The organism is Pedococcus sp. P2_D7, assembly GCF_056404295.1.
Window position 1 is genome coordinate 604,784 of the sequence record NZ_JBFUEH010000004.1, and the last position, 19,080, is coordinate 623,863.

The window sequence follows — 19,080 nt, forward strand, 5'->3', positions numbered from 1 at the left end:
GGTCCCTCTAGGGTCGGCGCATGGCATCGGTGCTGCACCTGCAGGGTGAGGTCCTGGTCGGGCCCGAGGACGTGCGACCCGAGGCATGGGTGGTCGGTGGCCGGCTCACCTTCGAGCGCCCCACCGCGCCGGACGGCGACGTGGAGACGCTGCGCGGTTTCGTCCTCCCCGGTCTGGTCGACGCGCACTGCCACGTCGGCCTGGACGCCCACGGGGCAGTCGACGACGCGACCGCCGAGGCGCAGGCGCTCGCCGACCGAGAGGCAGGCACGCTGCTGATCCGTGACGCGGGGTCGCCCGCTGACACCCGGTGGATCGACCAGCGTGACGACCTGCCGAAGGTGATCCGGGCCGGTCGGCACATCGCCCGCACCCGCCGGTACATCCGCAACTTCGCCCACGAGATCGAGCCCGACCAGCTGGTGGAGCGGGTGCGGCTCGAGGCCCGCGCCGGCGACGGCTGGGTCAAGCTGGTGGGGGACTGGATCGACCGGGACGCCGGCGACCTCACGCCGTGCTGGCCGGTCGACGTCCTGACCGACGCCATCGAGGCGGCCCACGAGGAGGGGGCCCGGGTCACCGCGCACTGCTTCGGTGAGGCGTCGCTCTACGACTTCGCCGCGGCCGGCACCGACTGCATCGAGCACGCGACCGGGCTCGAGGCGGAGACGATCGCCCAGTTCGCGGAGCAGCAGATCGCGATCGTGCCGACCCTGGTCAACATCGCGACCTTCCCCGCGCTCGTGGAGCCGGCCAGGGAGAAGTTCCCCGACTACCACCGACGGATGAACGCCCTGCACGACCGCCGTTACGCGACGATCGGCGCGGCCCGTGACGCCGGCATACCGATCTATCTCGGCACCGACGCGGGTGGCTCGCTGCGGCACGGTCTGGTCGCCGACGAGGCCCTCGAGCTCACCAAGGCCGGCCTGTCCGCCGACGAGGCGTTGTATGCCGCGACGTGGGGTGCGCGCGAATGGCTGGGCCGCCCCGGGCTGGACGAGGGGGCCGACGCCGACCTCGTGGTCTATGGCGCAGACCCCCGGCGCGAGATCCGCGCTCTCGCCGCGCCCGAGCACATCGTGCTGCGCGGCGTCACCCTCTGATCTAGTCCCCCCCTTTATCGGGTCTAGGGAGAAAGGTGTCCTTCACCCCGGAACGGTTCCCGGGTGAAGGCCACCTTTGTCCCATGACCCGATAAAGGTGAGGCGCGGGGGAGGGCGGACGCGGCCTACCTCTCGGGCCTTCCACGATCTGAGACATAAGGTCGTGTTATTTGACCGATAACCAAATGCTATCCAAACTCCTAGTTGTCACATAGGAGATGCGCACCCGCGCCACCACGCCGTCCCGGCGAAGAAGGAGCCCTCGATGAGCCGTCACACCCGCCTTGCTCTGGCCGCAGCCGCGACCGTCGGAGCACTGGTGATGACCGCCTGTGGTGGCGGCGGAGCCAGTGACACGGTCGGCGGCGACGCCGTGAACGCCGGCGCCAGGACCGGCACCATCAACCTCTTCGCGTATGCCGTGCCCAAGGTCGGCTACGACAAGGTCATCCCCGCGTTCAACCAGACCGAGGCCGGCAAGGGCGTGCAGTTCCAGCAGTCCTACGGGGCCTCCGGAGACCAGTCGCGCAAGGTCGAGGCCGGCGCCACCGCGGACTTCGTGAACTTCTCGGTCGAGCCGGACATCACTCGCCTGGTCGACGCCGGCCTGGTCGCCAAGGACTGGAACGCCAACCAGTACAAGGGGATCCCGTTCGGCTCGGTCGTCACCATCGTGGTCCGCAAGGGCAACCCCAAGGGCATCAAGGACTGGGACGACCTGCTCAAGCCCGGGGTCGAGATCGTCACCCCGAACCCGTTCAGCTCGGGCAGCGCGAAGTGGAACCTCCTCGCCCCGTACGCCGCCAAGAGCGACGGCGGGAAGAACCCCCAGGCGGGCCTCGACTACATCGAGAAGCTGGTGACCGGTCACGTCAAGGTGCAGCCGAAGTCGGGCCGCGAGGCGACCGAGACCTTCCTGCAGGGCACCGGTGACGTGCTGCTGAGCTACGAGAACGAGGCGTTGTTCGCCGAGCGCAGTGGCGACCCGGTCGAGCACGTCACTCCGCCGACCACCTTCAAGATCGAGAACCCCACCGCGGTCCTGACCAAGAGCAAGAACTTCGCCAAGGCCAAGGCGTTCAACGACTACCTCTTCACGCCGGAGGCCCAGAAGCTGTGGGCGCAGGCCGGGTTCCGCCCGGTGGACCCGACCGTGGCCAAGGAGTTCGCGGCCGACTTCCCGCAGCCGACCAAGCTCTGGACGATCGACGACCTGGGCGGTTGGAAGACGGTCGACGGGACGCTCTTCAAGAAGGAGACCGGCGCGATCGCGCTCATCTACGACAAGGCTACGTCGTAGGACGGCGATGACCACGACAACCAACCACGCGCGCAGGGGCGACACCTCCACGGAGGGGTCGTCCCTGCCACCGCGCCCGCACCTGCCCCTCGGCGACGACGTGGACTCCCCGCCGCCGGCCCCAGCGTCTCGTCGCCGCACCGGCGTGGCCCGCCCGCTCGGCGTCGGACTGGTGGGCCTCTGGCTCAGCGTGCTGGTGCTCCTCCCGCTGGCGGCGCTGACCGTCACCTCGCTCGGCGAAGGAGTCGGCGGCTTCTGGCACGCCGTCTCCGCCCCTGTCGCACTCGCCTCCCTGCGGGTCACCGTGCTCGTGGCCGCCGTCGTCGCGGTCGTCAACGCCGTGATGGGCACCCTCATCGCCTGGGTGCTCGTGCGCGACGACTTCCCCGGCAAGCGCATCGTCAACGCCCTCATCGACCTGCCGTTCGCGCTGCCCACGATCGTGGCGAGCATCGTGCTGCTGTCCCTCTACGGCCCCAACAGCCCGATCCACGTGCACCTCAACGCCACCCAGCCGGGTCTGCTCGTTGCGCTCGCCTTCGTCACGCTGCCGTTCGTCGTGCGCTCGGTGCAGCCGGTCCTGATCGAGGCCGACCGCGAGGTGGAGGAGGCAGCGGCGTCGCTGGGCGCCTCCAACTGGACCACCTTCCGCCGCGTCGTGCTGCCGACCCTGGCCCCGGCCGTCATCAGCGGCACCGGCCTCGCCTTCGCCCGCGCGATCGGCGAGTACGGCTCCGTCGTCCTCATCGGCGGCAACATCCCGCGCAAGACCCAGGTGGCCTCGCAGTACATCCAGCAGCAGATCGAGATCGACCGGCCGCTCAACGCCGCCGCCGTCTCGGTGGTGCTGCTCGCGATCGCCTTCGTCACGCTGTTCGTCCTGCGGCTCTTCGCCGGGCGCAGCCTGCGCCGCGAGGAGGACGCCCAGTGAAGACCTCCACCACCGCCAGGATCGGTCTGCGGACCATCGCGCTCGGCTACCTCGTGCTGCTGATCGCGGTGCCGATCGTGCTCATCCTCTGGCGCACCTTCGGGGAAGGGGTCGGCGCCTTCGTCGACTCCATCCGCACCCCGGCCGCGATCTCCGCGCTCAACCTGTCGCTGCTCATCGTCGCGATCGTCGTGCCCCTCAACGTGGTGTTCGGGGTGGGCACCGCGCTGGCCCTGGTCCGCGGCCGGTTCCGCGGCCGCGGACTGGTGCAGGCGGTGGTCGACCTGCCGTTCGCGGTGTCGCCCATCGTGGTCGGTGTCTCACTGATCCTGCTCTGGGGCGTCGACGGGTGGTTCGGAGGTCTCGAGCGACTCGGCATCAAGGTCATCTTCGGCCTGCCCGGCATGGTGATCGCCACGCTCTTCGTGACGCTCCCGTTCGTCGTGCGGGAGGTCGAGCCGGTCCTCCACGAGATCGGCACGGAGCAGGAGCAGGCCGCGTCGACCCTCGGGGCGAGCACCTGGCAGACGTTCTGGCGGATCACCCTCCCCGCCATCCGCTGGGGCCTGACCTACGGCATCGTGCTGACGATCGCCCGGGCGCTCGGTGAGTTCGGCGCCGTGATCATGGTCAGCTCCGGCTTCCCCGGGGTGTCCCAGACCCTGACCCTGTTGGTCCACTCGCGCTACATCGACGACCACAACACCTACGGCGCGTATGCCGCGGCCACCCTGCTCATGGGCCTGGCCGTGCTGACGCTGCTCGGCATGACAGCACTCGACCGCAAGAGGAGCAGGACATGATCCGCGTCATCGGAGCCCGCAGGAGCTACGGCGACTTCGCCGCGCTCGACGACGTCACCCTGGACATCCCGGCGGGCTCGCTCACCGCCCTGCTGGGGCCGAGCGGCTCGGGCAAGTCGACCCTGTTGCGCTCCATCGCCGGGCTCGAGCAGCTCGACGGGGGACGCATCGTCATCGCCGGCCGCGACGTGACCGGGGTGGCGCCCCAGAAGCGGGGGATCGGCTTCGTCTTCCAGCACTATGCGGCGTTCAAGCACATGACGGTGCGCGACAACGTGGCGTTCGGGCTCACCATCCGCAAGCGGTCCAAGGCCGAGATCGCGCGCAAGGTCGACGACCTGCTCGAGATCGTGGGCCTCGACGGGTTCCAGCACCGCTACCCGGCCCAGCTGTCGGGTGGCCAGCGGCAGCGGATGGCGCTGGCCCGGGCGCTCGCGGTCGACCCCGAGGTGCTGCTCCTCGACGAGCCGTTCGGCGCGCTCGATGCCAAGGTCCGGGCCGACCTGCGGCAGTGGCTGAGGCGGCTGCACGACGAGGTCCACGTGACCACCGTCCTGGTCACCCACGACCAGGAGGAGGCCCTCGACGTGGCCGACCGCATCGCCGTGCTCAACAAGGGCCGGATCGAGCAGGTCGGCGACCCGGTGACGCTCTACGACCGCCCGGCCAACGACTTCGTGATGTCGTTCCTCGGCTCGGTGGCCCGGCTCGGTGGCGCGCTGGTGCGCCCGCACGACATCGCCCTCGACCGCGACGTCGAGCGAGCCCGAGCCGCCGACGCGCGGGTCGGCAGCTCGCCGGGTGTCGTCGAGGCCGTGGTCGAGCGGGTCGTCCGCCTGGGCTTCGAGGTCCGGATCGACCTGCGCGCCGACTCGGGCACCCGCTTCGCCGCCCAGGTCACCCGCGCGGAGGCCGACGCCCTTGGCCTCGTCGAGGGCGAGACGGTGTACGCCAGGGCCACGACCGGGCCGGACGCCGCCGAGATCCACCCTGCGCTGGCCATCTGAGTCGCGGCCGACCGGCAGCTGGTGGCGGGCGACCGCCCACCGCGATGGGTATGCCGCGTGCTCACGTGCCGCGGCGGTGCGACAGAATGCGTTCGTGGACATCTCGGCACGCACGGAGTACGCGGTCCGGGCCATGCTCATCCTCGCGGAGGCGGCGACGACCTCGGCGGGCCCGGTGAGCGTCGAGACGCTCTCCTACCGCCAGACCCTCCCGCGCAAGTTCCTCGAGGCGATCGTGGCCGACCTGCGCACGGCCGAGCTGGTCAAGAGCACCCGCGGCGCCCGCGGTGGCTACTCGCTGGCCCGGGAGCCCCGCGACATCTCGCTCGGTGAGGTGTTCCGCGCCGTGGACGGGCCGCTCGCGGAGGTGCGGGGCCTGCGGCCGCACGAGACGGCATACGAGGGCGTCGCCACGCACCTGCCCACCGTGTGGGTGGCGCTGCGCGCGAGCCTGCGCTCGGTGCTCGACGAGACCAGCCTGGCGGACGTGCTGTCGGGAGACCTGCCCGACCGGGTGTCGACGCTGGCGGCGGACCCCGACGCGTGGCGCAGTCGATGACGGAGGCCAACCCGACCGACCAGTCCGTGGGCGAGCTCGGCCCGGGCATCGACCCCGACGACCTCGCGACTGCGTTGCGGGTGCTCGAGCAGCTCGCCGAGATCGATGGCGACCACCCCGACATCCAGACCGTCAAGCGGGCCACGGGCCGGATGTACAAGCGGGTGCGCAAGGCTCGTCGTCGCGAGGCCAAGCAGCCCGAGATCGACCACGACGAGGCGATCATCGCCAAGACCGCCACGGGCTCCCCGATGCGGATCGACGACGAGACCAAGGGCATCTCGCTCGTCTCGACCGTCCGTGGCGCCCACGCCGGCGAGCTGATCAACCCGCGCAACTGCTACATCTGCAAGGCCGAGTACACGCTCGTCGACGCCTTCTACCACTGGCTGTGCCCCGACTGCGCCGCGCTGAGCCACACCAAGCGTGAGCAGCGCACCGACCTGACCGGCAAGCGGGCGCTCCTCACGGGTGGTCGCGCGAAGATCGGCATGTATATCGCGCTGTTGCTCCTGCGCGACGGTGCACACCTCACGATCACCACGCGCTTCCCGCACGACGCAGCGAGACGCTTTGCGGCACAGGAGGATTCGTCAGACTGGATCCACCGCCTCAAGGTCGTCGGCATCGACCTGCGCGACCCCACCCAGGTCGTCGCGCTGGCCGACGAGGTCGCCGCCGCAGGTCCGCTGGACATCCTCGTCAACAACGCGGCCCAGACCGTGCGCCGCTCGCCGGGCGCCTACTCCCACCTCGTCGAGGGTGAGTCGGTGCCCCTGGAGGGCGACGTCGCCTACCCGGAGCTGGTCACGTTCGACCGGATCAGCGAGGCCCACCCGGCCAACCTGCTCGGCACCCTGCAGGCCCAGAAGGTCGCCCACCACGAGGGGGAGTCGGAGCAGGAGGCAGCCCGTGCCCTCGCCCAGCGGTCGGCCGCGTCGATGACGTCGATGGCCCTGTCGGCCGGCCACGCCAGCCTCGAGGCGCACCTCGCCGGCACGGCGGTCGACGCAGGCGGCCTGCTGCCCGACACCCAGGTCAACAACTCCTGGACGCAGAAGGTCGAGGAGGTCGACCCGCTCGAGCTGCTCGAGGTGCAGCTGTGCAACTCGACTGCCCCCTTCATCCTCGTGTCGCGGCTGCGACCGTCGATGCGGGCCGCCGTCGCTGCCGGGGCCCGTCGCGCGTACGTCGTCAACGTCTCGGCCATGGAGGGGCAGTTCTCCAGGCGCTACAAGGGATCCGGCCACCCGCACACCAACATGGCGAAGGCGGCACTCAACATGCTGACCCGCACCAGCGCCGGCGAGATGTTCGAGACGGACAAGATCCTCATGACCGCAGTCGACACCGGCTGGATCACCGACGAGCGACCGCACCACGAGAAGCTGCGGATCGCCGCCGAGGGCTGGCACGCGCCCCTCGACCTCGTGGACGGCGCGGCCCGCGTCTACGACCCCATCGTGCGCGGCGAGGCCGGCGAGGACGTCTACGGCTGTTTCGTCAAGGACTTCGAACCCAGCCCCTGGTGAGGCGCGCCATGGACGAGCTGACCGCGTACCTGCTCGACGTCTTCGGCCTCGACGGCGGCGACGGATCGGCGCGGCTGACCTTCGTGGCCCGTGGCGCGGAAGGGCAGGTGAGCCGGCTCGAGTGCCACGGGCTCAGGTATGCCGTGAAGCAACCCTTCGCGGCATACGCGGGCTTCCCGGACCTGGCGTCGGGGGAGGAGGCGGTCCGTCGCGAGGCCGGTCACCTCGAGCACTTCGCCCGGGCCGGCATACCGGTGCCCGTCCCGGTCGCCGACCGGGTCGGGCGGTTCCTCGTGCCGGTGCCTGCGGAGCTGGGCGGGGGACTGGTGCGGCTCAGCACCTGGGTGGACGGGGCGGCTCCGCGGGCCGGCTTCGTTCCCGGCCTGCACGCGTCGGAGCTGGGCACGCTGCTCGGTCGGCTGCACGCCGTGGCGCCTGCGACCGACGACCCGATCGGCTGGTGGTACCGGACCGTCCCGGAGACTCAGGTCTGGGCCGACCTGGTGGAGCGGGCCGCCGACCAGCCGTGGCACGACGCCCTGGTGGCGCGGGTGGCGGACCTCGACGGGCTCTGCGACCTCGTGCGGAGGGTGCCCGCTCCGACCGGGCCGTTCGTGGTCGGCCACCGCGACCTGCACCCCGACAACATCCTGGTGACCGCCGACGGGCAGCTCGTCCCCGTGGACTGGGAGGACGTGGGCCCGGTGCTCCCCGACCAAGAGCTGGCCAAGGTGCTGGTCCAGTGGCACGTCGACGGCGAGGAGGTCGACGCGTCGGCCGTGCGCCGGACGGTCGCGTCCTACCGTGCGGCCCAAGGAACCGGGGCCGTGCGCGGGCTGGACGCGTTCACCATGCTGCTCAGCGGCGAGCTGAACTTCCTCGCCCGGCAGGCCGGGGCGGCCCTGGATCCGGCCACGGAGGACGCGCACCGCCGGCACGCGGTGGCCGAGGTGCAGGAGTGCCTCCTGTGGCTGCCCTCCCCGAGCACACTCCAGCACGTGCTCGACGTCGTGCTCGACCTCATGGCCGCGGGCTGACCCTGCCTGGTCGGGGCATCCCCACAGATCTGGCAGAATGGTCGGCTGTACCCGTCCAGGCACGGGCCCGGTCACGCACCGAGGCCTCCTGGCTGGAACGCCTACACCGAGTTCCGGTACCCCGCGTGAATCCTGCGCGGTCTTGCCGTGCTCACAACCAGAAACAGGAGACACCACCACCGTGGCCGTCAAGATTCGTCTGAAGCGCATGGGCAAGATCCGTGCACCGTTCTACCGCGTCGTCGTCATGGACTCGCGCGCCAAGCGCGATGGCCGGGCCATCGAGGAGATCGGCAAGTACCACCCCACCGAGGAGCCCTCGGTCATCGACATCAACTCGGACCGCGCGCAGTACTGGCTGGGCCAGGGCGCGCAGCCGACCGAGGCCGTCGCGGCACTGCTCAAGGTGACCGGCGACTGGCAGAAGTACAAGGGCGAGCCCGGCACCGAGGGCACGCTCAAGGTCAAGGCAGCCAAGCCGTCCAAGAAGGAGCTGTACGACGCGGCCATCGCCGCGGCGGGCAAGTCCGAGGCCGGCACCGACGGGGCGACCACCCCGAAGAAGCGCGCTGCCAAGAAGGCCGACGAGGCCCCCAAGGCCGACGAGGCCAAGGCCGAGGAGCCCAAGGCTGACGAGGCCCCCAAGGCCGAGGCGCCCGAGGCTGTCGCGGAAGCCCCCGTGGCCGACGAGGCCAAGGCTGAGACCGAGGAGGCCCCCGCGGCCGCCGCGGCCGACGCCGCGGACCAGGCCTGACCGTGCTGGAAGAGGCGCTCGAGCACCTCGTCAAGGGCATCGTCGACCACAAGGACGAGGTTGCCGTGCGACGCAAGGAGCTCCGCCGTGGTGAGGTGCTCGAGGTCCGGGTGCACCCCGAGGACCTCGGTCGCGTGATCGGTCGCTCCGGTCGCACCGCGAGCGCCCTGCGCACCGTCATGGGTGCGCTGGCCGGCGGCCAGAACGTGCGGGTCGACATTGTCGACACCGACAAGGTCCGCTGAGCGCTCACTCGCGCTGACACCTCACGAAGGGCCACCGGGTTTCCGGTGGCCCTTCGTCGTGTCCGGTCGTGCCTTCCCGTCGTAGCCCCGGACGTGCGGTCGTTCGGCTGCGGTGGACCCGCGCCCGGGAGTACGTTCCGCGGGTGGATCGCATCCCGTTCGCCGTGCCGGCAGCCCCGGGGCACCTCGACGGGTGGCGCGCCGGAGCCGGTCCGCCGGTCCTGCTGCTCCATGGCGGACCCGGGCTGTCCTACGGCCACCTCGACTCGCTGGCCGAGGAGCTCGCGGCGGCGTACGACGTGGCGTTCTTCCAGCAGCGAGGCCTGCCGCCCTCGACGGAGGAAGGACCGTTCACCGTCGAACAGGCGGTCGCCGACATCTGCGCGGTCCTCGACGGGATCGGCGTGGAGCGGGTTTGGCTGGTGGGCCACAGCTGGGGCGGTCACCTGGCGTTCCACGCAGCCGCGTCCATCCCCGAGCGTCTGCTCGGCGTCCTGAGCATCGACCCGCTCGGCGCGGTCGGCGACGGTGGGGCGGAGGCGTTCGGCGCGGAGATGATGCGCCGGGTGCCGGAACACCTGCGGGCCCGGGCCCAGGAGCTGGACGACAAGGACACCGACGGCACCGCCACTGACGCCGACGAGCAGGAGATGCTCGACATCGTCTGGCCGTCCTACTTCAGCGAGCCGGCCGCCGCCACGCCGCGTCCACCCCTGGCGGTCTCGAACGCCGCCCACCTCGGGCTGTGGGAGGACCTCGTGGAGCAGCTCCCCGCGCTGGAGGCGGCACTGCCGTCCATCGACGTCCCCGTCGGGGTGCTGTCGGGTGCCGACAGCCCGATGCCGGCCGAGGAGTCGGCGCGGGCCACGGCCGAGCGGATCCCCGACGCCTGGGTCCACGTCGAGCCGGGCACCGGGCACTTCCTCTGGCTCGACCACCCCGGGTGCGCGCTCGCCGCCCTCGACCGCCTGGTGCAAGGGACTTCCGAGACCTGAGAGGATCGGCACATGCCTGCCGACTCCAGACTGCTCGTCGCCCGCATCGGCAAGCCGCACGGCCTGCGCGGTGAGGTGACCGTGCAGACCCACACCGACGACCCGGAGGCGCGCTTCGCCCCCGGCGTCAACTACGCGACCGAGGCCGCCCCCGGGTCCGGCGTGCCGCGCTCGCTCACCCTGCGCACCGCTCGGCTGCACCAGAAGGTCTGGCTGCTCGGCTTCGAGGAGATCCCCGACCGCACCGGCGCCGAGTCGCTGCGCGGCACCCGCCTGTTCATCGACGCCGAGGCCGCGGCCGAGGCTGCGTCCGACGAGGACGACGCGTGGTACGAGGACGAGCTCGTCGGACTCACCGCCGTGGACCCCTCCGGGACCGCCCTCGGCGAGGTCACCGGTCTGCGCACGGGTGCGGTCCAGGACCAGCTGGTGCTGCGGCTGACCGGCGGCGCCGAGGCGCTCGTGCCGTTCGTCGAGGCCATCGTCCCTGAGGTCGACGTCGAGGGTGGCCGGGTCGTCGTCGACCCGCCCCCCGGGCTCCTCGAGCTCAACGCCGAATGACGGCGGACCACCGGTGATCCTCGACGTCGTCTCGATCTTCCCCGAGTACCTCGCACCCCTGGACCTCTCGCTGATCGGGAAGGCCCGGCGCGACGGGCTGCTCGACCTGCGGGTGCACGACCTGCGCGACTTCACCCACGACCGGCACCACTCGGTCGACGACACCCCCTACGGCGGCGGTGCCGGCATGGTGATGAAGCCGCAGCCGTGGGCCGAGGCCCTCGCCCACGTGGCCGCCTCGGGCGCCGACGGCGCCCGCCCGCGTCTCATCGTCCCCGGCCCGGGAGGTATGCCGTTCACGCAGGCCCTGGCGCGCGAGCTCGCCGAGGAGCCGTGGCTGGCCTTCGCCTGCGGACGCTACGAGGGGATCGACGAGCGCGTCTACGAGTACGCCGCTGACGAGCTCGGGCTCGAGGTGTCGGTGGTCTCGCTCGGCGACTACGTGCTGAACGGGGGAGAGGTGGCCGTGCTCGCGATGGTCGAGGCGGTGGCCCGCCTGCTGCCCGGCGTCATCGGCAACGCGGAGTCCCTCGTCGAGGAGTCCCACGAGGACGGGCTGCTCGAGTACCCCGTGTACACCAAGCCCGCCGCCTGGGAGTCGAGTGCGGGCGTGACCCGGGCGGTGCCACCGGTGCTGCTGTCCGGGGACCACGGGGCGATCGCCGCGTGGCGCCACCAGCAACGGCTCGAGCGCACGGCGGCGCGCAGACCCGACCTCCTGCACTCCGCTGCGGCCCTGACGACGCAGGACCTCGCGATCACCGTCGCCCAGCCCTCAGATGCCGCCGAGCTGACGACTCTGCAACGGGCCTGCTGGGTGAGCGAGGCCAAGGCCAACGACACCCACGACATCCCACCACTCGTCGAGTCCCTCGACGACGTGGCGCACGGCCTGCTGGAGTGGCAGACCTGGGTGGTGCGCGAGGGCGGCCGGCTGGTCGCCTCGGTGCGGGCGCGGTCGCACCCGGACGACCCCGCCACCTGGCAGATCGGCCGGCTGATGGTCGCCCCCGACCTCCAGGGCCGTGGCCTCGGGCGCGCGCTGCTCGCCCATGCGGAGGCGCAGGCGCCGTCGGGCACGGCGGCATACTGGCTCAACACAGGGACCCGCAGCGACCGCAACCTGCGGACCTACCGCAAGGCCGGCTACCGCGTGCAGCCCGGAGAGGGCGCCTTCCCCGGCACTGTCGACCTGCTCAAGCGGCGTCGTTGACGCGCTCGCTGGCGTAGAGCCGGTAGAGGGCGTAGGCCGCCACGGCGCACAGCAGGTGCCAGGCGGCGTGGCCCTGCAGGAGCGACTCGGGGTGGCAGAGGGACGACCCGTCCTTGGCGAGGTTCCAGATCGCGAACGCCAGCGCGAGGGCCCCGGCCGAGGCCAGCCCCCAGCCGACCTGGCGCCGCCCCGTGCCACGCCGCCACAGCACGGCCTCACCGGCCAGGGCCACGAGCAGGAAGAGCCCGAACGCGAGGTTGGCGGCGATGTCGACCATCGGCACGTGCCCCGGGATGCGTTCGACCAGCTCGCAGACCAGCACGACGCCGACGAACGAGGCCGCGAAGAAGCCGGTGCCGCGGCCCAGCACCCGCGTGACCGCATACGACGAGGCGAAGGCGGCGATGAGGTACATGCTGAGCAGGTCGAGGTGGCCGCCGAGGGCGCTCTGGGTCGCGTGCATCGCGGCGCTCGCTGGCCCGAGGAGCACCACGACCACCCCGAGGGCCGCCGCGAGCCGGGGGTTGGCCGCAATGGTCGTGCCGGGCGATCCCGCCCTCCAGGCAATGGCCAGGCCGGCGACGACGAACCCGGCGTTGCTGAAGGTGTTGGCGGGCTGGCGGACGAGGGCGTCGCGCGCCGCCTCGCAGAACCGGTCGCCGCGACCGACGTTCGGGCCGAGCCAGCCGTGCAGCACCGCGAGCCACAGCAGGCCCACCGAGACGACCGTGACGGCGCAGGCCAGCGCGAACGGTCGCAGGTCGCGCTGCGTGCGGGTCGGCATGGAGGCGAGTATGCCGCCGCGGGTCACCGCGGGTCGGTGGTGACCTAGTCGACGAGGCTCGCGGCCAGGTCGTCGGGGAGCAGGAGGCGTCCGGCCAGGAGGTGTTCCGCCACGAGCACGGTGACGGTCTGGGCAGCCATGATCCCGAAGAGCACCAGCACCTGGGCCGTGGCCGCCTGCGCCGGGGTGCCGCCGCCGAGCATGACCCCGATGAAGGCCCCTGGCAGGGTGACCACCCCGGTGGTCTTCACCTGGTCGAGCCCCGGGAGGAGCGCCTCGGGTGCGCGGCGGTGGACGATCTCGCGGATGGCCTGGCGGGGGAGCAGGCCGACCGAGAGGCTGGCTTCGTACTGGCTGTGCTCCTCGCGCAGGGCGGCGAAGGCGCGGCGCCCGACGAGGGTGTGTGCCGTCATCGCGTTGCCGACGATGATGCCCGCCACCGGGATGACGGCGATCCCGGTCGGGGGGATCGTGCCCGTGGCCAGCACGATCGCCAACACCGGGAGCACGCCGGCGGCCATCGCCAGCGCGGCCCACGACCACGCCCGCGGCGCCTCCACCCGGCGCGACGTCGTGAGGACCCCCATCGCGAACATCACGCAGACCAGCGCCACCGACCACGGCAGGCTGTCGACCACGGCGGCGATGAGCACGGCCGCGAGCCCCAGCTGGACGATGGCCCGCACCGCGGCGACGAGGACGGGGCGCTCCAGGCCGTAGCCGGCGAAGCGGTGCGCGGCCATCGCGAGTGCCAGCAGCAGGGCCAGCGCGAGGCCGACGGGCCAGCCGGGGTCGATGCTCACAGGCGTCACCGTATGCCGCGGGGCTGCGACGGGGGCGCAGCGGGCCCGCCGCGAAAAAAGTTCGCGGTTCTCGGGAATGTTTCCTGTATCGTTCTACTTGAACGATTTAGTACAACGATCCAGAACGCCGTCCAGCGCACCCAGAAGGAGGCCGGAAGCCATGGGTAACGTCACGCTCAGGTCCGTCGCCGAGGCCGCCGGGGTCTCCGTCTCCACGGTCTCGAACGCCTACAACAAGCCCGACCAGCTCTCCACCGAGGTGCGCCAGCGCGTGCTCGAGACCGCCAAGGCGCTCGGGTATGCCGGGCCCAACCCGGCCGCGCGCAGCCTGCGGTCCCAGCGGGCGCGGGCCATCGGGCTGGTCTTCACCGAGCGGCTCAGCTACGCGTTCTCCGACCCCTACTCGGTGGGCATGCTGGCCGGCCTCGCCGAGGTGGCCGAGCAGTTCCAGACCGGGCTGCTGCTCATCCCGCTGCGACCGTTCGACCCCGAGCGGCCCGAGGAGGTCGAGGCGAGCGCCGAGGCCATGCGGGCCGCCGTCGTCGACGGGCTCCTGGCCTACTGCCTCGACATCGACCACCCGGCCCGGGAGATCGCGGTCGACCGGGGGCTCCGGATGGTCGCCACGGACGACAAGGACCCCCGGATGGACGGGCTCGTCCTCATCGACGAGCGCGGCGCCGCGCGGCAGGTGGGCGAGCACATCCGCCGGCTCGGCCACCGCAGCGTCGGCATCGTCGTCGACAGCAAGGTCGACTCACCCGCCGTGGTCGAGGTCGACGACGTGGAGCACCGGTCGATGTCGTTCTCGTGGGATCGCTACGACGGCTTCCGCGAGGGCGTCGGTCCGGACGTCACCGTGCAGACGGTCGCGCCACCCGGCCACAACTCGGTCGAGGCGGGCCGGGCCGCGGGGGCCCACCTGCTCGACCGGCAGGACCGCCCCACCGCGATCATCACCGTCAGCGACGTGCTGGCCCTCGGGGTCCTCGACGCCATGAGCCAGCGCGGCCTGACCCCCGGCCGCGACGTCTCGCTCTCCGGCTTCGACGACGTGCCGGCAGCGGCCGGCGCCGGACTCACCACCGTGCGCCAACCGATCGCCGAGCGCGGGCGCATCGCCGGCCGGATGCTCCTCGACCCCGATTACACCGAGCGCCGCATCGTGCTCCCCACCGAGCTCGTCGTGAGGTCCAGCACCGGACCAGCCGCGAGGTCACAGACGCGCTGACGGATCCGTCAGCGTCCACAGCACCACCGCACCCTGAAGGGAGAAGGACATGAGCGACTACATCGCCCTCACCATCAACAGCAACGCAGGCGCCGCCCTGGCCCGGTCGGCCCGACCGGACGCCCCCGTCGTCGACGACGGACTCGGCACCAGTCCGGCTCGCCGGCCCGTGCGTCGTTCGTTGGCGACCACCCTGCGCGGCGCCGCCGCCGTCGAGCGTCGCCTGGCTGACCGGCTCGACCCGGTCGGCCGTCCGGCGCCCGCCCGCGCCTGACGCCTGCCGCGGGTATGCCGCCGGTAAGCCGCGGGTATGCCGCGTGGCCCGGCCACGCGGCATACCCGGTCGTCAGGGGCGGCGGCGATTTCTGTCGCGGCCCCTGTGCGTGGCAGAATGGCTCCTTGCGCCCGCGTGACCAGCGACCCCTGCCACAGGGGGAGTGTCCGGGCAGGATCCCGGCCACGTGGTCGGTCACGCACACGGCGCACACCATCATCAGCAGCACCACCCAACACCCTGGGCGACCTGTGGCGCCGAGAAGAAAGCGAATCTGCCATGCAGCGTTTCGACGAGCTCGACAAGGCGTCCCTCCGCGACGACATCCCGGCCTTCCGCGCCGGTGACACCGTCAACGTGCACGTGAAGGTCATCGAGGGCACGCGCTCGCGCGTCCAGGTCTTCAAGGGCGTCGTGATCCGTCGCCACGGTGGTGGCCTGGGCGAGACGTTCACCGTCCGCAAGGTCTCGTTCGGCGTCGGCGTCGAGCGCACCTTCCCCCTGCACACCCCGGTCATCGACCACATCGAGGTCGTCACCCGCGGTGACGTCCGTCGCGCGAAGCTGTACTACCTGCGCGACCTGCGCGGCAAGGCCGCCAAGATCAAGGAGAAGCGCGAGACGACCCCCGCCAAGTAAGGCGGAATCATCTCCCCCTCAGCGCGTCCCGGCGCTCGTCGCCACAGCCCTGAGGGTTAGGCTCCGGAGCGATGAACCCCGGACCGGAAGCACCCCAGCAGGACCCGGCCGCCGCACCAGTCGAGACTGACGCGGCGGCCGAGTCCGAACGCCCCCGAGGCGGCCCTTCGTGGCTGCTGCTCGGCGGCGTCGCACTGCTGGTGATGCTGCTGGTCCGGGGTTTCCTCGTCCAGTCCTTCTACGTGCCGTCAGGCTCCATGGAGCCGACCATCGAGCCGGGCGACCGGATCCTGGTCAACAAGCTGGCCGACGGCGGCTCGGTGCGACGGGGCGACGTGGTCGTCTTCGACGGCACCACGACGTTTGCCGCCGCCGACCTCACCCCGCACCAGGACGACGGCGCCATCGGCAAGGTCCTGGGTGACGCGGCCTCGTTGGTGGGGGTCGACCTCGGCGAGCAGGACTTCGTGAAGCGGGTCATCGGCCTGCCGGGCGACCGCGTGGTCTGCTGCGACCGGGGCAGCCTGACCGTCAACGGCACGGTGCTCGACGAGACCTACGTCATGCCCGGCGACAAGCCGAGCGAGCTGGAGTTCGACGTCACCGTCCCCGTCGGACGGCTCTGGGTGATGGGCGACCACCGCAGCGACAGCGCCGACTCGCGCTCCCACCTGGGCGACCCGGGCGGCGGCACGGTGCGGCTGTCCGACGTCATCGGTCGCGCGAGTGCGACGTACTGGCCGCTGTCGCGCCTCGGCCGCTTCGAGCGCCCCGACGCACTGGCCGACCTGCCCCGCGTGGGTGAGCCGTGAGCGGCACGCCGCGCGACGGCGACAACGGCTGGCTGAGGTTCGAGGCCGACCAGCCGGACCCCACCCGGGTCGAGACCGACGCCGCCCACGACTCCCACGACCCGGCCTGGCTGCGCCACGACCTGCCCGACCCCAGCCCGACCGTCGCCACAGACGCGGGCGCGGCTGCGCCCACCCACCCACCGGACTCCCCGTGGTTGCCGTCCGACGTGGAGGTGGCCCGGCCGACGCCCACGCCCGAGGACGCGCACGACACCGGGGTCCCGCCCACGATCGTCGGCCAGGCCGAGGAGTCGACCCCGGCGCGGGTGACCACCGAGACCAGACCCCTGCCCGAGGAGATCCCGGTGGCCGCTGCGCGTGACGAGTCGGCGCCCCAGGACGACGAAGCAGGAGCCGACGGCGAGGGCGCGACGGGACGGCGCGACGACGGTGAGGGCGCGAAGCGACGGCGCGACGACGAGGGCGCGAAGGGGCGGCGCGACGACGACGAGTCGGTCAGCGGGCTGGCCGTGCTCGGCGCGGCCATCAAGGAGTTCGCCATCGTCGTGGGGATGGCCCTCGTGCTGTCCTTCATCGTCAAGACCTGGCTGCTCCAGGCCTTCTACATCCCGTCCGGGTCGATGGAAGACACCCTCGTCCTCAACGACCGCGTGATCGTCAGCAAGCTGACCCCCGGCCCGATCGACCTCAAGCGCGGCGACATCGTCGTGTTCGCCGACCCCGGACAGTGGCTCGACGAGGCCCCGAAGGCCCAGCAGGGCCCGGTCGCGACCGTCGTCACCGAGACACTCACGTTCGTCGGACTGCTGCCCGACAACGCCGAGAACCACCTCATCAAGCGGGTCATCGGGCTGCCGGGCGACCACGTGGTGTGCTGCGACGAGGGCGGCCGGATCACGATCAACGGCACCGCGATCAAGGAGCCCTACCTCAAGCCCGGCGACGCCGCGAGCGAGCAGGACTTCGACATCACCGTGCCGAGCGGGCGGGTGTGGGTCATGGGTGACCACCGCTCCAACTCGGCCGACTCGCGCGTCCACGACGGCCCCGAGAACAATGGCAGCCAGGGGTCCGTCGACGAGCGTCTCGTCGTCGGCCGCGCCGTGGCCCTCGTCTGGCCGCTCGACCACCTGACCTGGCTGTCCAACCCGACCTCGACCTTCGCCCAGGTCCCGGCCCCCTCGCCTGCCACGGCCACCACCGACTCCCAGGGCGCTGGCGTCACCGGCGACGGTCCCGGTGGCGGCGAGGTGGGCGGCACGGACACACCGACCGGGTCGGGCTGAGCAATGGCCCAGCCCGTGCGCAGTCGCAAGCCCACCCTTCGGGTCGAGCGCCAGCTCCAGCGTGACGGCCACCGCGTCCTGGCCGGCATGGACGAGGTGGGCCGTGGTGCCCTGGCCGGACCGGTGACGGTCGGCGTGGTGCTCATCGACGAGACCTGTCGCAGCGCGCCCACCGGGGTCAAGGACTCCAAGCTGCTGACCCCGGCCGCGCGGGTGGCCATGGTCCCGCGGATCCGGCGCTGGGCCCTGGCCTACGCCGTGGGTCATGCGTCCCCCCAGGAGATCGACGAGATCGGCATCATCGCGGCCCTGCGGCTGGCCGGGTGCCGGGCCCTGGCTGCGGTCGACCTGGTCCCCGACCTGGTCATCCTCGACGGCAACCACGACTGGCTCACCGCGCCCGACGAGGTGGGGCTGTTCGCCTTCACCTCCCACGACGCCCCCGTCACCCCGCCGGTCACGACCATGATCAAGGCCGACCTCAAGTGCTCGTCCGTCGCCGCCGCGTCGGTGCTCGCCAAGGTGGAGCGGGACGGGATGATGGTCGACGTCGCGCCAGAGCACCCGGCCTACGGGTGGGACGAGAACAAGGGGTATGCCGCGCCCGAGCACCTTGCGGCGCTCGAGGCGTTCGGGGCGACGGACCTGCACCGACGGTCGTGGCGGCTGCCGGGAGTGACGATGGATGATGAGAGTGTTCGGCATGGTGAGCAACCGGAGATGAGCACGCGATGAGTTCTGAGGACCTCGAGAAGTACGAGTCGGAGATGGAGCTCCAGCTCTACCGCGAGTACCGCGACGTGGTGGGCCTGTTCTCGCACGTGGTCGAGACCGAGCGCCGGTTCTACCTGTGCAACTCCGTCGACGTGAAGGTGCGCTCCGACGGGGGTGAGGTCTACTTCGACGTCACCATGCAGGACGCCTGGGTGTGGGACATCTACCGACCCGCGCGGTTCGCCAAGCAGGTCCGCGTCGTGACGTTCAAGGACGTCAACGTCGAGGAGCTCGCCAAGGCTGACCTCGAGCTGCCCAAGGACCAGGGCTTCTAGCTGCGGCAGCCAGGGCGGCTCGGCCTGCCAGCTGCCGTATCGGCAGCCGTATCCGCAGCCGTATCTGCGGCGGTTGTCCCCGGTCGGGTGCCCGTCCTGGGCCCGTCCACAGGCCGCATTGCTGGGTGTGCCGCTGGTCGCCCCTGCGGACTTGGG

At 71.7% G+C, this 19,080-nt stretch carries 22 protein-coding genes and 1 pseudogene; 21 read left to right on the forward strand and 2 right to left on the reverse strand.

Annotated elements, in window-relative coordinates:
* The first annotated feature begins 20 nt into the window (after positions 1-20).
* The 14 genes and pseudogenes from AC1DWJ_RS12075 to trmD all read left to right on the forward strand — a co-directional run bounded on the left by AC1DWJ_RS12075 (position 21) and on the right by trmD (position 12,043).
* Complete coding sequence (locus tag AC1DWJ_RS12075; RefSeq protein WP_457253344.1) at positions 21-1,106, forward strand: amidohydrolase family protein; 1,086 nt, start codon at positions 21-23, stop codon at positions 1,104-1,106.
* Positions 1,107-1,371: 265 nt separating this feature from the next.
* A complete protein-coding gene (locus tag AC1DWJ_RS12080; protein WP_457253342.1) occupies positions 1,372-2,406 on the forward strand; it encodes a sulfate ABC transporter substrate-binding protein in 1,035 nt (344 codons plus the stop codon).
* 7 nt (positions 2,407-2,413) lie between these two features.
* Positions 2,414-3,337, forward strand: a complete 924-nt coding sequence (gene cysT / locus AC1DWJ_RS12085; protein WP_457253341.1) for a sulfate ABC transporter permease subunit CysT — start codon at positions 2,414-2,416, stop codon at positions 3,335-3,337.
* On the forward strand, positions 3,334-4,140 hold the full coding sequence (cysW, locus tag AC1DWJ_RS12090; protein WP_457253339.1) for a sulfate ABC transporter permease subunit CysW: 807 nt from the start codon (positions 3,334-3,336) through the stop codon (positions 4,138-4,140). The genes cysT and cysW overlap by 4 nt, the downstream gene beginning before the upstream one ends.
* Positions 4,137-4,790 (forward strand): annotated as a pseudogene (locus AC1DWJ_RS12095) (sulfate/molybdate ABC transporter ATP-binding protein); the annotation flags it as partial. The gene cysW and the pseudogene AC1DWJ_RS12095, both read left to right, overlap by 4 nt.
* Before the next feature lie 30 nt (positions 4,791-4,820).
* The gene (locus AC1DWJ_RS12100; protein WP_457254157.1) at positions 4,821-5,147 is read left to right on the forward strand and encodes a TOBE-like domain-containing protein; all 327 of its coding nucleotides are present in this window, start codon (positions 4,821-4,823) and stop codon (positions 5,145-5,147) included.
* A 94-nt stretch (positions 5,148-5,241) separates the two neighbouring features.
* Complete coding sequence (locus tag AC1DWJ_RS12105) at positions 5,242-5,706, forward strand: RrF2 family transcriptional regulator (RefSeq protein WP_457253337.1); 465 nt, start codon at positions 5,242-5,244, stop codon at positions 5,704-5,706.
* Positions 5,703-7,238, forward strand: coding sequence for an SDR family NAD(P)-dependent oxidoreductase (locus AC1DWJ_RS12110; RefSeq protein ID WP_457253336.1), 1,536 nt, complete (start codon positions 5,703-5,705; stop codon positions 7,236-7,238). The genes AC1DWJ_RS12105 and AC1DWJ_RS12110 overlap by 4 nt, the downstream gene beginning before the upstream one ends.
* 8 nt (positions 7,239-7,246) lie before the next feature.
* Positions 7,247-8,275 carry a phosphotransferase enzyme family protein gene (locus tag AC1DWJ_RS12115; protein WP_457253335.1) on the forward strand — a complete coding sequence of 343 codons (1,029 nt, stop codon included), beginning with the start codon at positions 7,247-7,249 and terminating at the stop codon, positions 8,273-8,275.
* A 181-nt stretch (positions 8,276-8,456) separates the two neighbouring features.
* A complete protein-coding gene (gene rpsP, locus AC1DWJ_RS12120; protein ID WP_457253334.1) occupies positions 8,457-9,029 on the forward strand; it encodes a 30S ribosomal protein S16 in 573 nt (190 codons plus the stop codon).
* A gap of 2 nt (positions 9,030-9,031) precedes the next feature.
* Positions 9,032-9,274: an RNA-binding protein gene (locus AC1DWJ_RS12125; protein ID WP_056922545.1), complete on the forward strand. Its 243-nt coding sequence runs from the start codon at positions 9,032-9,034 to the stop codon at positions 9,272-9,274.
* 143 nt (positions 9,275-9,417) lie between these two features.
* Complete coding sequence (locus AC1DWJ_RS12130) at positions 9,418-10,269, forward strand: alpha/beta fold hydrolase (RefSeq protein ID WP_457253333.1); 852 nt, start codon at positions 9,418-9,420, stop codon at positions 10,267-10,269.
* Between the two features lie 12 nt (positions 10,270-10,281).
* Positions 10,282-10,830, forward strand: coding sequence for a ribosome maturation factor RimM (gene rimM / locus AC1DWJ_RS12135; protein WP_457253332.1), 549 nt, complete (start codon positions 10,282-10,284; stop codon positions 10,828-10,830).
* 13 nt (positions 10,831-10,843) lie between these two features.
* A complete protein-coding gene (gene trmD, locus AC1DWJ_RS12140; RefSeq protein WP_457253331.1) occupies positions 10,844-12,043 on the forward strand; it encodes a tRNA (guanosine(37)-N1)-methyltransferase TrmD in 1,200 nt (399 codons plus the stop codon).
* Here trmD and AC1DWJ_RS12145 read toward each other — a convergent pair.
* Both AC1DWJ_RS12145 and AC1DWJ_RS12150 read right to left on the reverse strand, forming a co-directional pair.
* On the reverse strand, positions 12,027-12,827 hold the full coding sequence (locus AC1DWJ_RS12145; RefSeq protein WP_477620885.1) for a ceramidase domain-containing protein: 801 nt from the start codon (positions 12,825-12,827) through the stop codon (positions 12,027-12,029). The two genes, trmD and AC1DWJ_RS12145, sit on opposite strands and share 17 nt — an antisense overlap.
* Positions 12,828-12,871: 44 nt before the next feature.
* Positions 12,872-13,630 carry an ABC transporter permease gene (locus AC1DWJ_RS12150; protein ID WP_457253329.1) on the reverse strand — a complete coding sequence of 253 codons (759 nt, stop codon included), beginning with the start codon at positions 13,628-13,630 and terminating at the stop codon, positions 12,872-12,874.
* Positions 13,631-13,790: 160 nt separating this feature from the next.
* Here AC1DWJ_RS12150 and AC1DWJ_RS12155 point away from each other — a divergent pair, with 160 nt between their 5' ends.
* The 7 genes from AC1DWJ_RS12155 to AC1DWJ_RS12185 all read left to right on the forward strand — a co-directional run bounded on the left by AC1DWJ_RS12155 (position 13,791) and on the right by AC1DWJ_RS12185 (position 18,924).
* Positions 13,791-14,861, forward strand: a complete 1,071-nt coding sequence (locus tag AC1DWJ_RS12155) for a LacI family DNA-binding transcriptional regulator (RefSeq protein WP_477620886.1) — start codon at positions 13,791-13,793, stop codon at positions 14,859-14,861.
* A 49-nt stretch (positions 14,862-14,910) separates the two neighbouring features.
* A complete protein-coding gene (locus AC1DWJ_RS12160; RefSeq protein ID WP_457253327.1) occupies positions 14,911-15,135 on the forward strand; it encodes a hypothetical protein in 225 nt (74 codons plus the stop codon).
* Positions 15,136-15,414: 279 nt separating this feature from the next.
* The gene (gene rplS / locus AC1DWJ_RS12165) at positions 15,415-15,774 is read left to right on the forward strand and encodes a 50S ribosomal protein L19 (RefSeq protein ID WP_457253326.1); all 360 of its coding nucleotides are present in this window, start codon (positions 15,415-15,417) and stop codon (positions 15,772-15,774) included.
* 71 nt (positions 15,775-15,845) lie between these two features.
* Entirely contained in the window at positions 15,846-16,586 is a 741-nt protein-coding gene (lepB, locus tag AC1DWJ_RS12170; RefSeq protein WP_457253324.1) for a signal peptidase I, read from the forward strand.
* Positions 16,583-17,875, forward strand: coding sequence for a signal peptidase I (lepB, locus tag AC1DWJ_RS12175; RefSeq protein ID WP_457253323.1), 1,293 nt, complete (start codon positions 16,583-16,585; stop codon positions 17,873-17,875). Before lepB (AC1DWJ_RS12170) ends, lepB (AC1DWJ_RS12175) begins: the two co-directional genes overlap by 4 nt.
* A 3-nt stretch (positions 17,876-17,878) precedes the next feature.
* Entirely contained in the window at positions 17,879-18,610 is a 732-nt protein-coding gene (locus AC1DWJ_RS12180) for a ribonuclease HII (protein WP_477620887.1), read from the forward strand.
* Positions 18,607-18,924, forward strand: a complete 318-nt coding sequence (locus AC1DWJ_RS12185) for a DUF2469 domain-containing protein (RefSeq protein WP_091780812.1) — start codon at positions 18,607-18,609, stop codon at positions 18,922-18,924. The genes AC1DWJ_RS12180 and AC1DWJ_RS12185 overlap by 4 nt, the downstream gene beginning before the upstream one ends.
* Positions 18,925-19,080: the final 156 nt, after the last annotated feature.

Bases quoted from the DNA above. Each gene is read 5' to 3' on its own strand.
- AC1DWJ_RS12075 (WP_457253344.1), top strand. From the start codon at position 21: ATGGCATCGGTGCTGCACCTGCAGGGTGAGGTCCTGGTCGGGCCCGAG.
- AC1DWJ_RS12080 (WP_457253342.1), top strand. From the start codon at position 1,372: ATGAGCCGTCACACCCGCCTTGCTCTGGCCGCAGCCGCGACCGTCGGA.
- AC1DWJ_RS12155 (WP_477620886.1), top strand. From the start codon at position 13,791: ATGGGTAACGTCACGCTCAGGTCCGTCGCCGAGGCCGCCGGGGTCTCC.
- AC1DWJ_RS12145 (WP_477620885.1), bottom strand. From the start codon at position 12,827: ATGCCGACCCGCACGCAGCGCGACCTGCGACCGTTCGCGCTGGCCTGC.
- AC1DWJ_RS12160 (WP_457253327.1), top strand. From the start codon at position 14,911: ATGAGCGACTACATCGCCCTCACCATCAACAGCAACGCAGGCGCCGCC.
- rimM (WP_457253332.1), top strand. From the start codon at position 10,282: ATGCCTGCCGACTCCAGACTGCTCGTCGCCCGCATCGGCAAGCCGCAC.
- AC1DWJ_RS12180 (WP_477620887.1), top strand. From the start codon at position 17,879: ATGGCCCAGCCCGTGCGCAGTCGCAAGCCCACCCTTCGGGTCGAGCGC.
- AC1DWJ_RS12100 (WP_457254157.1), top strand. From the start codon at position 4,821: ATGTCGTTCCTCGGCTCGGTGGCCCGGCTCGGTGGCGCGCTGGTGCGC.
- cysT (WP_457253341.1), top strand. From the start codon at position 2,414: ATGACCACGACAACCAACCACGCGCGCAGGGGCGACACCTCCACGGAG.
- lepB (WP_457253324.1), top strand. From the start codon at position 15,846: ATGAACCCCGGACCGGAAGCACCCCAGCAGGACCCGGCCGCCGCACCA.
- AC1DWJ_RS12110 (WP_457253336.1), top strand. From the start codon at position 5,703: ATGACGGAGGCCAACCCGACCGACCAGTCCGTGGGCGAGCTCGGCCCG.
- AC1DWJ_RS12185 (WP_091780812.1), top strand. From the start codon at position 18,607: ATGAGTTCTGAGGACCTCGAGAAGTACGAGTCGGAGATGGAGCTCCAG.
- rplS (WP_457253326.1), top strand. From the start codon at position 15,415: ATGCAGCGTTTCGACGAGCTCGACAAGGCGTCCCTCCGCGACGACATC.
- AC1DWJ_RS12115 (WP_457253335.1), top strand. From the start codon at position 7,247: ATGGACGAGCTGACCGCGTACCTGCTCGACGTCTTCGGCCTCGACGGC.